Source organism: Marinobacter sp. KMM 10035 (assembly GCF_046537445.1).
Classification (GTDB): Bacteria; Pseudomonadota; Gammaproteobacteria; order Pseudomonadales; family Oleiphilaceae; genus Marinobacter; species Marinobacter sediminicola.
Genome location: NZ_JBBVMG010000004.1, coordinates 21,075 through 35,649, shown reverse-complemented (window position 1 = coordinate 35,649; position 14,575 = coordinate 21,075). Strand labels below are relative to the sequence as shown.

General features: G+C 54.4%; 15 protein-coding genes. 13 read left to right on the top strand and 2 right to left on the bottom strand.

Going from position 1 to position 14,575, the window contains the following annotated elements:
• Nucleotides 1–5: 5 nt before the first annotated feature.
• Nucleotides 6–974, bottom strand: a complete 969-nt coding sequence (gene ispB / locus AADB16_RS17125; protein ID WP_410805042.1) for an octaprenyl diphosphate synthase — start codon at nt 972–974, stop codon at nt 6–8.
• A gap of 250 nt (nt 975–1,224) precedes the next feature.
• On the opposite strand from ispB, the gene rplU reads away from it, so the two are divergent.
• The 4 genes from rplU to proB all read left to right on the top strand — a co-directional run bounded on the left by rplU (nt 1,225) and on the right by proB (nt 4,366).
• Nucleotides 1,225–1,536, top strand: a complete 312-nt coding sequence (rplU, locus tag AADB16_RS17120) for a 50S ribosomal protein L21 (RefSeq protein WP_071265462.1) — start codon at nt 1,225–1,227, stop codon at nt 1,534–1,536.
• Nucleotides 1,537–1,571: 35 nt separating this feature from the next.
• Nucleotides 1,572–1,835, top strand: a complete 264-nt coding sequence (rpmA, locus tag AADB16_RS17115) for a 50S ribosomal protein L27 (RefSeq protein WP_216007976.1) — start codon at nt 1,572–1,574, stop codon at nt 1,833–1,835.
• Nucleotides 1,836–1,980: 145 nt separating this feature from the next.
• Complete coding sequence (gene cgtA / locus AADB16_RS17110) at nt 1,981–3,183, top strand: Obg family GTPase CgtA (RefSeq protein ID WP_410805040.1); 1,203 nt, start codon at nt 1,981–1,983, stop codon at nt 3,181–3,183.
• A gap of 58 nt (nt 3,184–3,241) precedes the next feature.
• Nucleotides 3,242–4,366, top strand: a complete 1,125-nt coding sequence (gene proB, locus AADB16_RS17105; protein WP_309045749.1) for a glutamate 5-kinase — start codon at nt 3,242–3,244, stop codon at nt 4,364–4,366.
• Between the two features lie 82 nt (nt 4,367–4,448).
• Here the strand turns inward: proB and rpsT are convergent, their stop codons facing one another.
• Complete coding sequence (gene rpsT / locus AADB16_RS17100) at nt 4,449–4,718, bottom strand: 30S ribosomal protein S20 (protein ID WP_298453565.1); 270 nt, start codon at nt 4,716–4,718, stop codon at nt 4,449–4,451.
• 310 nt (nt 4,719–5,028) lie between these two features.
• Here rpsT and murJ point away from each other — a divergent pair, with 310 nt between their 5' ends.
• The 9 genes from murJ (at nt 5,029) to AADB16_RS17055 (ending at nt 14,560) form a co-directional block, all read left to right on the top strand.
• A complete protein-coding gene (gene murJ, locus AADB16_RS17095) occupies nt 5,029–6,609 on the top strand; it encodes a murein biosynthesis integral membrane protein MurJ (RefSeq protein WP_309045785.1) in 1,581 nt (526 codons plus the stop codon).
• A gap of 83 nt (nt 6,610–6,692) precedes the next feature.
• Nucleotides 6,693–7,682: a bifunctional riboflavin kinase/FAD synthetase gene (ribF, locus tag AADB16_RS17090; protein WP_410805037.1), complete on the top strand. Its 990-nt coding sequence runs from the start codon at nt 6,693–6,695 to the stop codon at nt 7,680–7,682.
• Nucleotides 7,669–10,488 carry an isoleucine--tRNA ligase gene (gene ileS, locus AADB16_RS17085; RefSeq protein WP_410805035.1) on the top strand — a complete coding sequence of 940 codons (2,820 nt, stop codon included), beginning with the start codon at nt 7,669–7,671 and terminating at the stop codon, nt 10,486–10,488. The genes ribF and ileS overlap by 14 nt, the downstream gene beginning before the upstream one ends.
• On the top strand, nt 10,488–11,012 hold the full coding sequence (gene lspA / locus AADB16_RS17080; RefSeq protein ID WP_309045746.1) for a signal peptidase II: 525 nt from the start codon (nt 10,488–10,490) through the stop codon (nt 11,010–11,012). Before ileS ends, lspA begins: the two co-directional genes overlap by 1 nt.
• Nucleotides 11,013–11,017: 5 nt before the next feature.
• Nucleotides 11,018–11,470 (top strand): FKBP-type peptidyl-prolyl cis-trans isomerase, encoded by a 453-nt coding sequence (gene fkpB / locus AADB16_RS17075; RefSeq protein WP_410805032.1) that lies wholly within the window; start codon nt 11,018–11,020, stop codon nt 11,468–11,470.
• 2 nt (nt 11,471–11,472) lie between these two features.
• The gene (gene ispH / locus AADB16_RS17070; protein WP_410805030.1) at nt 11,473–12,426 is read left to right on the top strand and encodes a 4-hydroxy-3-methylbut-2-enyl diphosphate reductase; all 954 of its coding nucleotides are present in this window, start codon (nt 11,473–11,475) and stop codon (nt 12,424–12,426) included.
• Nucleotides 12,427–12,609: 183 nt separating this feature from the next.
• A complete protein-coding gene (locus AADB16_RS17065) occupies nt 12,610–13,068 on the top strand; it encodes a GspH/FimT family pseudopilin (RefSeq protein WP_410805028.1) in 459 nt (152 codons plus the stop codon).
• A gap of 13 nt (nt 13,069–13,081) precedes the next feature.
• Entirely contained in the window at nt 13,082–13,486 is a 405-nt protein-coding gene (gene pilV / locus AADB16_RS17060) for a type IV pilus modification protein PilV (protein WP_410805026.1), read from the top strand.
• Nucleotides 13,487–14,560, top strand: a complete 1,074-nt coding sequence (locus AADB16_RS17055) for a PilW family protein (RefSeq protein WP_410805024.1) — start codon at nt 13,487–13,489, stop codon at nt 14,558–14,560.
• The last annotated feature ends 15 nt before the right edge of the window (nt 14,561–14,575 follow it).

Sequence of the window (14,575 nt, the reverse complement as noted above, 5' to 3'; positions counted from 1 at the left end):
GGATTTTAGCTGACTCGCGCCACGGCGACTTGGGTCAGCAGTTCCAGAGCTTCTTTATGGGGCGAGTCAGGGAGTGCGTTCAGGGTGTCAGAAGCTTTGGAGGCTTCGGCCCTGGCTCGCTCCATGGTGTACTCCAGTGCACCAGATGCTTCTACCAGTTCGAGAACCTTTGGCAAATTACCCAGTCCTCCTTTGCGGATAGCCTGGCGTATGAGTTGGCGGTCCGCCTCGCTACTATTCGTCATGGCATGAATCAGCGGCAGGGTAGTCTTGCCTTCCGCCAGATCATCGCCCACGTTTTTGCCCATGGTTTCGGCGTCACCGCGGTAATCCAGAACATCGTCCACCAATTGGAAAGCCAGCCCCAAGTGTTTGCCGTAGTTTTTCAGCGCCTGTTCCTGAGCATCGCTTGCATTGGCGAGTATGGCTCCGGAGTGTGACGCCGCTTCGAACAGCATGGCGGTTTTGTTGTGAATCACAGTCATGTACTGATCTTCGGTGAGATCCGGGTTCTTCACGTTCATCAGCTGCATCACTTCGCCTTGGGCGATCACCGCAGTGGCGTGAGACAGAATCTCCATAATGGGAAGGCTCGTCAGCTCAACCATCATCTCGAATGCGCGGGCGTAGAGGAAATCGCCTACTAATACGCTTGGGGCATTCCCCCAGTTGGCATTTGCCGTGCTGCGGCCCCGGCGCATATCCGATGTATCCACCACATCGTCGTGAAGCAGAGTGGCGGTGTGCAGGAATTCAATCACCACAGCCAGCTTCAAGTGTTCGTCTTTACTATAACCGGCAGCTCGGCTGGAAAGTAAAACCAGTAAGGGTCTCAGCCGCTTACCGCCGCTTTCAATAATGTGTTGGGCTATTTTTTCCACCAGGGGAACATCGGAGGAAAGCCGCTGGATGATCAGGTCATTAACGCGGCTGAAGTCGTCTGCCACGGTGTCGTAAATGCGCTGGGCTGTCATGCGGCTTGTGGATCCCTTGCTGATGTCGTGGTTAGATAGCTGTCTAGTGTACTGTTAATACAGGCAGGTTGCGGCAATGCTAGGTATTGCAGCGGTTAGTGTCAACTTGGCTTGTATTGCTGGCCGCCTTTTCGTACAATCACGCGCCCAACTCATCCCAACCTGCGCTCCCTGCTATAGGGTTGCCGAAGCGCTTCCCTTAGAACCAGGTGGATAAGAGCAGGGATGGGTCAATCGCGGAGTAAAGTTAATGTACGCAGTTATTGTTAGCGGTGGTAAACAGCACCGTGTTAAAGAAGGCGAAACGCTGAAGCTGGAAAAGCTTGAAGTGGAAACAGGCGGCAACATTGAGTTTGACCGCGTTCTGCTGATCGCTGATGGCGACAACTTCAAAGTTGGCGCGCCGGTAGTTGATGGTGCCAAAGTGACTGCAGAAGTGGTTAGCCACGGCCGTCACGACAAGATTAACATCATCAAATTCCGTCGTCGTAAGCACTCAATGAAGCGTCAGGGCCACCGTCAGTGGTTTACTGAAGTCAAGATCACGGGTATTCAGGGTTAATTCCCGGAAAACACCCCTTAATCAGGAGGCTTGTCATGGCTCACAAAAAAGCAGCAGGTAGTACCCGTAACGGTCGCGATTCCGAGTCGAAACGACTTGGTGTCAAGCGCTACGGCGGCGAAGCAGTATCTGCGGGCAGCATTATCGTGCGTCAGCGCGGAACCCGTTTCCACGCAGGCACCAATGTTGGCCTGGGCAAAGATCACACTCTGTTTGCGAAAGCAGACGGTCAGGTTGTGTTCGAAGTGAAAGGTCCACAGAACCGCAAGTTCGTAAGCATCGTTCCAGCTGCTGCCTAAGCAGCGGCGATCCGGTTCTGACGAACCTTGGATAGCTCTGATATTCTACTGTTATAGTTAGAATCAGAGCCATCCGGAGCCCCGCAAAGCTTCCTTGAGGCTGCGGGGCTTTTTAGTTTATGCGCTACGCGCAAAGGGTAGATTCATGAAATTCGTAGACGAAGCCACAATCATCGTTGAAGCTGGTAACGGCGGAAACGGCTGCCTTAGTTTCCGGCGTGAAAAGTACGTTCCAAAGGGTGGCCCTGACGGGGGTGATGGCGGGGATGGTGGCTCCGTGTATCTCGAGGCGAGTGATTCGCTCAATACGTTGGTTGATTACCAGTTTCAGCGCAAGCACAAAGCTCCAGGTGGTGAGCAGGGTTCGGGGCGAAATTGCACCGGAACCAAGGGTGAGGATCTCATACTGCCAGTGCCTGTTGGCACCACAGTGGTTGATGTCGATACCCACGAGGTGCTTGGCGACCTGACTCGCATAGGTCAGCGCCTGAAGGTGGCTCAGGGTGGCTTTCATGGGCTCGGCAACACTCGGTTCAAATCATCTATAAACCGTGCGCCCCGTCAAACCTCAAAAGGTTCTGAAGGCGAGCTCAGGAACCTGCGGCTGGAGCTGAAAGTTCTGGCCGATGTGGGGCTTCTCGGATTGCCCAATGCGGGTAAGTCGACGTTTATACGGTCGGTATCTGCTGCAACGCCCAAGGTGGCAGATTATCCGTTTACCACCCTGGTGCCGAATCTGGGCGTGGTGAGCGTGCAGGCGCACCAGAGTTTTGTTATTGCCGATATCCCCGGTTTGATTGAGGGTGCTGCTGAAGGCGCGGGCCTCGGCGTGCGGTTTTTGAGACACCTGGTGCGCACTCGCTTGTTGTTGCACCTGGTGGATGTGGCGCCTTACGACGGTTCATCGCCGGCACATGCGGTAAACGTGATTGCCCACGAACTTGAGAAGTTCAGTGAAACCCTGGCGAGCCGGGATCGCTGGCTGGTGTTGAACAAGGTCGATATGGTGCCGGAAGAAGATCGGGAAGCTCACTGTCAGGCGATCGTTGATGAGCTTGGCTGGCAGGGGCCGGTGTTCCGTATTTCAGCGTTAAGTGGTGAGGGCACCAAGCCGCTGACTCAGGCAGTTATGCGTTGGATTGAAGAACGCGCCGAGGAAGAGGCGGAGAATCCTGAGGTTGCTGAGCAGGAAGCGGCAAGGCGTCGGAGGATGGACGAAGAGGCACGGGCTGGCGTAGAGGAAGAGCGACGTGCTCGCCGGGCTGCTCGAGAGGCCGCTGGCGATGATGATGACTTTGACGACGATGATGATGATTACGACGTTGAAGTGGTGTATGTGAGGGATTAGATTTCGGCCTTTTTATGTCTGAATTATCCCGTTCGACCGAGAGAGACAAGCCCGTATCATGACGCAACGCGCCCAGCTGCAGCAGGCCCGCCGCCTGGTGGTTAAAATTGGAAGTGCCCTCCTGACCAATGATGGTAGGGGGTTGGATGTAGAGGCGTTGGGTCTTTGGGTCGATCAGATGGCGGCCTTGGTTCGCGAGGGTGTCGAATTAGTGGTGGTTTCTTCCGGGTCGGTGGCGGAAGGAATGAGTCGGCTGGGGTGGAAAAAACGCCCGGAACAACTGCATGAATTACAGGCCGCTGCCGCTGTGGGCCAGATGGGATTGGTGCAAACTTGGGAGGCGCAATTCAAGCGCCATGGTATTCATACTGCCCAGATACTGTTGACCCACGATGACCTCTCCGATCGTAAGCGTTATTTGAATGGCCGCAGCACGCTCAGAGCTTTGCTGGATTTTGGTGTTGTGCCTATCGTAAACGAAAACGATACGGTGGTTACCGACGAAATCCGGTTTGGCGATAACGACACTTTGGGTGCGCTGGTCACTAACGTGGTTGAGGCTGATGGCCTGATCATTCTTACCGATCAGTTGGGGTTGTTCGATAAAGATCCGCGCAAGAATCCTGATGCCATTATGGTAACCGAGCGGTTTGCGGGTGATCGCACCCTGGATGCCATGGCAGGCGGCGGTGCTGGCGAGCTTGGCCGCGGGGGTATGTTGACCAAGTTGCGCGCTGCACGTTTGGCGGCGCGGTCAGGGGCTTTCACGGTGATCGTTGGCGGTCGCATTGAGTCCGTGCTTACCCGCCTTCGACAAGGTGATGTATGCGGTACCTTGTTGCTCCCGGAGCAGGGTCGTATCGCGGCGCGCAAGCAGTGGCTGGCAAGTCACCTTCAAACCCGTGGAAAGCTTACGCTGGATGATGGGGCGGTAAGAGTGCTTCGGCAGGGAGGTCGTAGCCTGCTACCGGTTGGGGTAAAAGGTGTTGTTGGGCGGTTCCGGCGTGGCGAAATGGTGTCCTGTGTCGCGGAAGATGGTGCAGAGGTTGCGCGTGGTTTGGTAAATTACGACGCGGATGAGGCTGTGGCAATTGCGGGCCGTTCCAGTAATAGTATCTCCGATATTCTGGGGTATATCTCAGAGGAGGAGATGATTCACCGGGATAACATGATCATTATCTGAAGTGGAAAATTCGAATCAAAAAAACCGGCTCATGGGCCGGTTTTTTTGATTCGCAATAAGAGCTTTCAAGCGTTGGACGCTATCAGGCGCTCTTCAGGGCCTTGATCTTGGAGACCATGCGGCTCTTTTGGCGAGCAACTTTGTTCTTTGTAAAGATGCCCTTGTTGATCATGCTGTCCATGATTGGCTGGGCTGCCTGGAAAGCGGCCTGAGCTTCTTCATAGTTGCCAGCTTCGATCTTGGCGTGAACTTTTTTCATGTAAGTGCGGGTCATGGAACGTAGGCTAGCGTTGTGCTTGCGGTTCTTCTCGTTCTGACGTGCGCGCTTTTTGGCTTGCGGGGAATTTGCCACCGTAAAACTCCTGAAAGTACTTAAATTCGTTACTGAATGATTCGTACGGGAAACTCTGGGCAAAATGCCAACCAGAGGGCCCCTGAAATCGCGGGCGCGCCCATAACCAGCGCGTCGAAATAAATGACGCGGAACTATGCCGCTCAATCCCGGAAATGTCAATACCAAACCCCGCTGGGGTGACAGATAGTCTCCCGGTATTAAAGGCCTGTGTTAAACTCGCGGCTCGCCGGATACGGGTGTGGCAGGGAAGCAGGTAATTCCCGAGACACCCGGCCGAAAACAGTGCACAGCCCGGATACGAACCCGCATGTCGTCGCAACCCTCAATCCCGCCTGAAAGCAAGCCTCCAGTTAAAGTCCCCGGGCTGCTGCGCTCGTCTGGCCTGGTGGGCATTATGACCATGCTCTCAAGGGTGTTGGGGCTGGTGCGGGACATGGTGATTGCACGCTATTTTGGAGCTGGCGCCGGGGCAGATGCGTTTTTTGTAGCCTTCAAGATACCTAACTTTCTGCGCAGGCTTTTCGCTGAGGGCGCGTTTTCTCAGGCGTTTGTGCCAGTACTCTCATCCTACCGTGAAAATAAGAGCTCCTCAGATGTAAAGCGTTTAGTCGATGCGGTTGCTGGATCATTGGGGTTGGTGCTTTTAGGCATTACTCTGGCGGCCATGCTGGGTGCTCCGCTGCTTACTGCAGTGTTTGCCCCGGGGTTTCTGGACGACGACATAAAGTTCGCGCTGACCAGCGACATGCTGCGCATTACCTTCCCTTATTTGTTGCTGATTTCACTGACTGCGTTTGCTGGTGGCATTCTCAACAGTTACGACCGCTTTGCGGTGCCTGCATTTACGCCAGTGCTGCTTAATCTGGCGATGATTGGTGCCGCTGTTTATCTTACTCCCTTGATGAGCGAACCAGTGATGGCTCTGGCTTGGGGGGTGTTCATTGCGGGCGCCTTGCAGCTGTTTTTCCAGCTGCCATTTCTGATGCGCCTCGGGCTTCTGCCCCGTCCGCGGGTTGATTACAAGCATGAAGGTGTCAGCCGCATTCTCAAGCTGATGGTGCCGGCGCTGTTTGGCGTATCGGTCAGCCAGATCAACCTGCTGCTCGACACGGTGCTGGCGTCTTTTCTGCAAACCGGGAGTGTGTCCTGGCTGTATTATTCAGATCGGCTTTCCGAGTTGCCTTTGGGTGTGTTTGGTATTGCCATCGCAACGGTTATTTTACCGAGTTTGTCCCGCAAGCACGCTGCTGCGTCAACTGATCAGTTTTCGGCCACTTTAGACTGGGCCGTTCGCGCGGTGCTGATTATCGGGGTGCCTGCTGCGCTGGCGCTGGCGCTGCTGGCAGAGCCGCTTATTGCAACGTTATTCCACTACGGTGAAGTGACCGACAGAGATGTCGCCATGTCGGCCCAGAGCTTGAGAGCTTATTCCGCAGGACTGCTGGCTTTTATGGTAATTAAGGTGCTTGCGCCGGGCTTTTTTGCGCGCCTGGACACTCGCACGCCGGTGAAGATTGGCATTATTGCCATGGTTGCCAATATGGTCTTCAATCTGGCCCTTATTGTGCCTTTGGCCCATGCTGGTTTGGCGCTTGCTACCTCGCTTTCTGCCTGGCTCAATGCGATTTTGCTTTGGCGGGGCCTCAAGCGCCAAGGTGCGTGGAAAAGCCAGCCAGGTTGGGGCAAATATTTCCTGCAGATATCCTTGGCAAATGCTGCCATGGTCGCCGTTATCCTCTTGCTGAACTACCCCGTTATGCGCTGGCTGTCGGCAGATGGTATCGAGCGTTCTCTCTATATGGGTGTAATAGTTGTTGCGAGCGCCAGTGTCTACTTTGCTGTTCTGGCGCTAACCGGAGTGCGGGTAAGACATTTTCGCCAGAGGTAAGGTATAATCGCGCGTTTTCTCACCAGCGCTTTGTGCATTGATTGAGCGCGGAAAGCCACTTGGCAAATGAAGGTTCGCATTGCATGCGTCTGATCCGGGGCCTGACCAACCTGAAAATGCTTTCAAGGCAAGCGGATTCTCCGCTGGCACAAGGCTGTGTTGCCACCATTGGCAACTTTGATGGCGTTCATCTGGGCCATCAAACCATTATCGATCAGGTGAAAAACAAGGCGAAAGATTTGAGCCTGCCTTCGGTCGTGATGGTATTTGAGCCGCAGCCTAGAGAGTTCTTCCAGGGAATGAAGGCGCCCCCCCGGTTAATGGGGTTTCGGCAAAAATTTGAAGCCTTGCGTGCAGCTGGCATAGATATCGTGCTTTGCCTGAAGTTTGATGGAACCTTTCGCAGCTATTCCGGCATGGGCTTTATCGACGACGTGCTTATTGCTGGCCTCGCGGTACGCCACCTTGTTGTCGGCGATGACTTCCGCTTTGGTTGTGACAGGGCGGGGGATTTCGCACTTCTGGAGAAGGTGGGTAAAACTGCCGGATTTTCAGTGGAGAACACCCGTACTGTAACCGTTGCCGGCGAACGCATAAGCAGCACCCGAATCCGTAACCTGCTACTGGCGAACCAGCTGGAAAAAGCCGAGGCTTTGCTAGGCTGCCCTTACCACATTCGGGGTAGGGTGGTTTATGGCCGGCAGTTGGGCCGGCAAATTGGCTCGCCCACGGCAAATATCCTGCTCCACCAGATGCCTGCGTTGCGCGGTGTGTATGTGGTTGGCGTTACGCTTGGAAACGGAGCGAAGCAGGACGGCGTTGCCAACATCGGCCTGCGTCCAACAGTGGATGGCAAGCAACCGGCACTGGAAGTGCACCTGTTTGACTTTACTGGCACACTTTACGGCCAGCGAATTGATGTTGTTTTCCGCCATGGACTGCGGGATGAAGAAAAATTTGATTCGATAGATGCGCTCAAAGCGCAGATTGCCAGAGATTTCGACGCTGCCAGAGCGTGGCTGGCCAAACCAACTGACCTGAAGAGTACGCACACAAACCATGAGCGACTATAAGCACACTCTGAATCTGCCGGAAACTGCGTTTCCCATGCGCGGTAACCTGGCCAATCGCGAGCCTGAAATGCTCAAGCGTTGGCAGGATCTGAACGTATACGCCAACCTGCGCAAACAGCGCGACGGGCGTGAGAAGTTCATCCTTCACGATGGCCCTCCCTACGCCAACGGCAGCATTCACATTGGTCACGCGGTCAATAAAATTCTGAAAGATATGATCGTCAAATCCCGCGGCTTCATGGGCTTTGATGCGCCCTACGTGCCGGGCTGGGATTGCCACGGGCTACCGATTGAGCACAAGGTTGAGCAGGAAATCGGGAAGGCCGGCGTTAAGGTGGATTACAAAACCTTCCGCCAAGCTTGCCGTGATTACGCCACCAAGCAGATTGCCGGCCAGAAAGCCGACTTTATCCGCCTCGGCATCATGGGTGAGTGGGATAAGCCCTACCTCACTATGGATCCGAAAGTAGAAGCGGGCATTGTGCGTGCGCTGGGCAAAATCGTCGCCAAGGGGCATGTGGTTCGAGGCTTCAAGCCGGTTTACTGGAGTGTGGTGGGTCAGTCCGCGCTCGCAGAGGCGGAAGTGGAGTACCAGGACAAAACCTCAACCCAGATTGATGTGCGCTTTACCGCCATCGACCAGGCCAAAGCTCTGTCGCTGTTTGGAACGGACAAAGGCCAAGGTGATGTGTCCGTGGTGATCTGGACCACCACACCCTGGACCATCCCGGCTAACCAGGCAGTGTCTCTCAATGCAGATCTGGACTATGCACTGGTGCAGGTTGACGCAGGCAACGGCCCCGAGCGGATGATTCTGGCTTCCGCCATGGTCGAAGGCATCATGGCACGCTGGGAAATCGAAAAATACGAAGTGTTGGGCCACTGCCTCGGTACGAACCTTGAGCACTTGGCTCTGCATCACCCGATCTACGATAAGCAAGTGCCTGCGATTCTGGGTGACCACGTCTCGATCGAGGCCGGTACCGGGGCCGTTCATACGGCACCTGATCACGGCATGGAAGACTTCGTGGTTGGCAAAACCTATGGCATCGGCACACTGAGCATGGTTCAGGCCGACGGCACCTACACCAGTGCTACCGGCGAGTTTGCAGGGATCCACGTTTATAAGGCCGACGAGCCCGTCTGCGACGCGCTTGCGCGTGAAGGCAAGTTGGTGCGGAAGGAAAAGTTCCGTCACAGCTTCCCCCACTGCTGGCGCACCAAAACACCACTGATCTACCGTGCTACACCCCAGTGGTTTATCAGTATGGAGAAAGAAAACCTCCGCGCAGATGCACTGGAAGCCATCAAGGGCGTGCGCTGGGTGCCGGCCTGGGGGCAAAACCGTATTGAGGGAATGTTCCAGCAATCTCCTGACTGGTGTATCTCGCGTCAACGCACCTGGGGCGTTCCGATCACCCTGTTTATCCATAAGGAAACACAGGAGTTGCACCCGGACACCCAAAACCTGATCGAAAAAGTAGCTCAGGCTATCGAAACCGACGGCATTGATGCCTGGTATGAGATCGATGCCCGCGATCTGCTGGGTGATGAGGCGGATAACTACGAGAAAGTGACGGACACGCTGGATGTGTGGTTCGATTCAGGTGTGACTCATGATTCCGTTCTGCGCGTGCGCCCCGAGCTGGGCCAGTTCCCGGCCGATATGTATCTGGAAGGTTCCGATCAGCACCGCGGATGGTTCCAGTCATCATTGAAGACCTCCATCGCCATGAATGGTGTTGCGCCCTATAAGCAGGTGCTGACCCACGGTTTCACGGTGGATGGCAAAGGCCTGAAGATGTCCAAGTCAATGGGCAACGTGATCGCACCTCAGGAAGTCATGAACGAGTTGGGTGCCGACATCCTGCGCTTGTGGGTTTCAGCAACCGACTACAGCGGCGAAATGACGGTTTCCAAGGATATCCTGCGTCAGACTGCAGATGGATATCGCCGTATTCGCAACACGTCACGCTTCCTGCTGAGCAACCTCACCGGCTTTGATCCCAAACAGCACATGGTTGCGCCGGAAGATATGATTGCTCTGGATCGCTGGATGGTGGATCGGGCCCTGCAACTGCAGAACGAACTGCATGAGGACTACCAGAACTACGCCTTCCTGCGGATCTACCAGAAGGTGTACAGCTTCTGTGAAGCCACATTGGGTGGGTTTTATCTGGATATCATTAAAGATCGCCAGTACACCACTCAGGCAGACAGCTTGGCCCGGCGCTCCTGCCAGACGGCGCTGTATCACGTTGCTGAAGCGCTGGTGCGCTGGATTGCGCCGATTCTCAGCTTCACCGCCGATGAAATCTGGCAGCATCTGCCAGGTGAACGCGGCGATACCGTGTTCTACGAAACCTGGTATGAAGGCCTCACAGCATTACCTGAAAATGCCGAGTTGGGCCGTGATTATTGGCGCCGGATATTCGGTATCAAGGAAGCCGTAAACAAGTGCATGGAAGAAGCCCGGGCTCGGAGCGAAATCAAAGGCTCTCTGAGCGCTGAAGTCGCGCTGTATTGTGAGGGTGATCTGGCGGCTGATTTGGAGTTCCTGGGCGAAGAACTGCGCTTTGTGCTGATTACCTCTGAAGCCACCGTAAGACCGGTGTCGGAAGCGGAGGGATCTGAAATGACCAGCTACGAAGGCCTGCGTGTAAAGGTAACCCCGGCTTCCCATGCCAAGTGTGAGCGCTGCTGGCACCACCGTGAAGATGTGGGCAGCCATGCTGAGCACAAAGACTTGTGTGGTCGCTGCATCACTAACGTGGAAGGAACGGGCGAAACCCGCTCGTTTGTTTGATGGATGCCGCAATGAGCGAGCAGGTGACCGGAACAAAGCTCAAGTGGCTCTGGCTTGCGGTGTTGGTGATCGCTCTAGATCTCGGCACCAAGGCCATGGCCACGGCCATGCTGACTTATGGCAACCCGGTACCGGTTGTTCCCATGTTCAACCTGACGTTGCTGCACAACACCGGAGCGGCGTTCAGCTTTCTCGCAGGTGCCGCTGGCTGGCAGCGCTGGTTCTTTGTGACTCTGGCGCTGGTTGTCAGTGTGGTGTTGGTAGGTTGGTTGAGAAACCTGCAGCGCCATGAAACCTGGATGGCCGTTGCTATAGTGCTGATTCTTGGGGGTGCTCTTGGTAATGTATATGACCGGGTTGTGCACGGTTACGTTGTCGATTTCCTGCATTTTTACTGGCAGGACTGGCACTTTCCCGCATTTAATCTGGCCGACATCGCCATTACACTAGGTGCTGCCATGATGATTCTTGATATGTTTCGCAAACCTGCTGAGTCTGGCGAAGCTGCGAACGGGAGTGAATAAAGCCCATGAAAGATTTGCCCATAGACAAGGGAACACGAGTAACCCTGCATTTCGCCCTCAAGTTCGAGAGCGGCGAGGTGATTGACTCAACCTTTGATAAAGACGCGGCAACGCTGGAAATCGGCGACGAAAATCTGCCTGAAAACTTTGAAGCCTATTTGCTCGGCATGAAGGCCGGTGACAAGGCCAGCTACCAGGTGCCACCAGAAAAGGCATTTGGTCAGCGCAATCCGAACAACGTTCAAACCTTCAAGCGACATGAGTTCAGCGCAGATATGGTGCTGGAGTCGGGCGTGATGATCTCCTTTGCCGATGCACGTCAGCAAGAACTGCCTGGTGTTGTCAGCCGTGTGGAAGGCGACGAAGTGGAGGTGGATTTCAATCACCCGCTGTCAGGGCGTACACTGACCTTCGATGTAGAAGTAATTGACGTAGAACCGGCAGGAAAGACGCACTGACTATGCAGATAAGATTGGCAAACCCCCGTGGCTTTTGTGCAGGCGTAGATCGCGCCATCGAAATCGTAAATCGCGCGTTGGATGTATTCGGTGCGCCCATTTACGTGCGCCACGAGGTAGTTCATAACAAGTTTGTGGTCGACAACCTGCGTAATCGCGGCGCCATTTTTGTAGACGAACTGCACGAAGTGCCAGACGACAAGCTCGTTATCTTCAGCGCCCACGGCGTATCTCAAGCGGTGCAAAACGAAGCCGCCCGCCGTGGACTCAAAGTATTCGATGCCACCTGTCCACTGGTCACCAAGGTGCACATGGAAGTTATGCGCTACAGCCGCGACGGACGCGAGTGCGTACTTATCGGCCACCACGGCCACCCGGAAGTGGAAGGCACCATGGGCCAGTACGATCACGGTACCGGCGGTGATATCTACTTGGTAGAGAACGAAGAAGACGTATCGACGTTGGAGGTAAAAGATCCGGCGCACGTATCCTACGTCACCCAAACCACGCTTTCGATGGACGACACGGCCCGCGTGATCGACGCCTTGCGTGAAAGGTTCCCGCTAATCGAAGGCCCGCGCAAAGACGACATCTGCTACGCCACCCAGAACCGCCAAGACGCGGTAAAGCAATTGGCCGGCGACTGCGACTTGATGTTGGTGGTTGGCTCTCCCAACAGTTCCAACTCCAACCGCCTGCGTGAGCTGGCGGAACGAATGGGCACCCCCGCTTATTTAATCGACGAAGCCTCCCAGATTGATCCGCAATGGCTTGAAGGTAAGAAGTCCATTGGCGTAACTGCTGGCGCTTCCGCCCCGGAAGTGTTGGTAAACGATGTGATTGCCCGCTTGCGGGATCTTGGTGGAGATGTGCCTGAGGAGATTGCGGGGCGGGAGGAGAATATTGTTTTCTCTATGCCTAAGGAGTTGCGGATTGATGTCGTCAATATTTCCTGAGGAAGTTAACAGGTAGGCTCCCTGGAAAGAACACTCTGCAATACGAGCCGGTTTTGTGACCCAAGTCTGGTTTCGGGTGTCCCACGACCGTTTATCCCTTCCGAATGTCCGTCTGTCCTGCCGTAATAGCATGATTGTGGCTGGCTAGCTATCCTTTGAATAAATGAACAGGATGATGATTCTATGTCTGGCAAGTTCAGAAACGGTTTCACGCTGATAGAGCTTCTTGTGCTCGTGGCAGTGTTGTCAATTACGGCCGCGATAGCAATACCGAGCTTTTCGCGGCTGATAGAGAGTAATCAGCTTACGACAACTAACAATGACTTAGTGGGAGCTCTGAATATGGCGCGGGCCGAGGCTGTGCGATCGGGGACTCCAATGACGCTAGAGCCAAATCCGACGTTTACTGCGCGCTACAGAGTCACCAATGATGCTGGGGCTGTAATCAATGACTTTGAAGGGGCATCAGGTACGTTTGCAATCACGTTGCTTGATTCTGGGAACCCCAGATTCTCTGCCACCGGGTTGTTGCTGGGAGGTGTGCCCAGGTTTCAGATATGCAGGGCATCTGGAGAGGCAGGTACGGAAGTTACCTTAACGGCGGGCGGCCAGATCCGATCGGCTCGAATCACATGTCCATGATGAGGTTAACACAATGATTAAGCCCCTTTTGTATGGAGAGTCTCAGAGAGGGTTTACTCTGATAGAGGTTATGGTTGCTGTCTTGGTGCTCGCAATTGGCCTGCTGGGAGTAGCGGGTGTTCAATTGGTGTCTATGCAGCAAACCGTGAATGCAGCTATGCGTTCTGAAGCGACCATGCATGCCCAAACAGTTGCCGAAAGATTGCGAGCCAACGGTGGTGTGGTGCTCTCGGCTGGGCAGCTGGCCACGTTAAAAACGCAAATGCAGTCGAGTTTGGGGGCAGGCGCGAACCTCACGGTGACTATGAATGGAAATTCAACGGTTGCTCAAGTGCAAATAACCTGGGCGGAAAGAGATCCAGCTGCAGCCAGCAATGGCTCAGCTTCCCAAACGCTAACTTTGGATGCGAGGCTGTAAATGAAACGTTTCGATCGTGTTCAGGTTAGTTCCAGCAAGCAGAAAGGATTGTCACTAGTCGAGTTGATGATCGCACTATTAATTGGAGTGCTCTTGCTAGTGGGACTTTTTCAGGTTTTTAACTCTAATAGTGAATCATTCCGCCAAAACGAATCCTCGGCGCGAGTACTGGAATCCGGGCGGATTGCGACCGACATTCTTTCCCGTGCGATACGCAACGCTGGTTTCTTTGGCTGCTTTCCATTAAATGGCGTTACTAACAACCTCGATGCTTCTGACGGCTTATACGATGCAACACGGCATGGCTTTGCGAGCTTGGGTGTATCGGCAGTCGGAGCAGAGCGGCCTGGCAATGCAATTGCTAACACAGATTTTTTTAGTGTCACAGGGGTAAGGCGCCCAGGGGCAATCGTGCAACTGAGCGCTGATGTAACGACGGCCGGTGACATCAGACTGACAGACGCAGGTGATCTCACAGCCAACGACCTGGCTTTTATATCGAACTGTGAGCTTGGCGATATTTTTCAGATATCAAGCCTGACAAATCCTGGTGGCAACATTCAGATAACCGCTGACGTGACAGCCGGAGCCGGTGGCAATCCCGGAAATGATTTCAGTGGGAATGCTCCCCCAGCCTGCTCGACAGCAGGTTCCTGCCTGAGCGCAGACTATCAGCGGGGCACTGAGGTTTTCCAGCCCTATAGCGAAATCTATTTTATTGGAAATGCTGCTGGAGGTGGACGTTCTTTATTCATGACGCAAGCGGACGGAACAAACGTTGAGTTGGTGGCGGGTGTTGAAGATATGCAGATCCGGTTTGGTGAAGGCACGGCAGCGACGGGTGTGCAAAACTGGGGTGCGGCTACGGCAGGGACCAACTGGGATAATGTAATTGCAGTCGAGGTGAGCCTTCTTGTTGCGTCGCCAAACGACGACATAATGGAGAGCGCTCAAATATATTGTTTTCCAGGTTGGCAGGACTGCATTGCCACTCCGGGCCTACTCACCACAGCTGCTGACCAGCGAATGTATAGAGTCTATACATTTACCAATGCGCTCAGAAATCCGTTTTAGCGGGGTGGCATACAA

What these genes read in the sequence shown, in the direction of transcription:
- rplU (WP_071265462.1), top strand. Translation starts at nt 1,225, where the DNA reads ATGTACGCAGTTATTGTTAGCGGTGGTAAACAGCACCGTGTTAAAGAA.
- ispB (WP_410805042.1), bottom strand. Translation starts at nt 974, where the DNA reads ATGACAGCCCAGCGCATTTACGACACCGTGGCAGACGACTTCAGCCGC.
- ileS (WP_410805035.1), top strand. Translation starts at nt 7,669, where the DNA reads ATGAGCGACTATAAGCACACTCTGAATCTGCCGGAAACTGCGTTTCCC.
- proB (WP_309045749.1), top strand. Translation starts at nt 3,242, where the DNA reads ATGACGCAACGCGCCCAGCTGCAGCAGGCCCGCCGCCTGGTGGTTAAA.
- AADB16_RS17065 (WP_410805028.1), top strand. Translation starts at nt 12,610, where the DNA reads ATGTCTGGCAAGTTCAGAAACGGTTTCACGCTGATAGAGCTTCTTGTG.
- ribF (WP_410805037.1), top strand. Translation starts at nt 6,693, where the DNA reads ATGCGTCTGATCCGGGGCCTGACCAACCTGAAAATGCTTTCAAGGCAA.
- AADB16_RS17055 (WP_410805024.1), top strand. Translation starts at nt 13,487, where the DNA reads ATGAAACGTTTCGATCGTGTTCAGGTTAGTTCCAGCAAGCAGAAAGGA.
- pilV (WP_410805026.1), top strand. Translation starts at nt 13,082, where the DNA reads ATGATTAAGCCCCTTTTGTATGGAGAGTCTCAGAGAGGGTTTACTCTG.
- rpmA (WP_216007976.1), top strand. Translation starts at nt 1,572, where the DNA reads ATGGCTCACAAAAAAGCAGCAGGTAGTACCCGTAACGGTCGCGATTCC.
- murJ (WP_309045785.1), top strand. Translation starts at nt 5,029, where the DNA reads ATGTCGTCGCAACCCTCAATCCCGCCTGAAAGCAAGCCTCCAGTTAAA.
- cgtA (WP_410805040.1), top strand. Translation starts at nt 1,981, where the DNA reads ATGAAATTCGTAGACGAAGCCACAATCATCGTTGAAGCTGGTAACGGC.
- lspA (WP_309045746.1), top strand. Translation starts at nt 10,488, where the DNA reads ATGGATGCCGCAATGAGCGAGCAGGTGACCGGAACAAAGCTCAAGTGG.
- ispH (WP_410805030.1), top strand. Translation starts at nt 11,473, where the DNA reads ATGCAGATAAGATTGGCAAACCCCCGTGGCTTTTGTGCAGGCGTAGAT.
- fkpB (WP_410805032.1), top strand. Translation starts at nt 11,018, where the DNA reads ATGAAAGATTTGCCCATAGACAAGGGAACACGAGTAACCCTGCATTTC.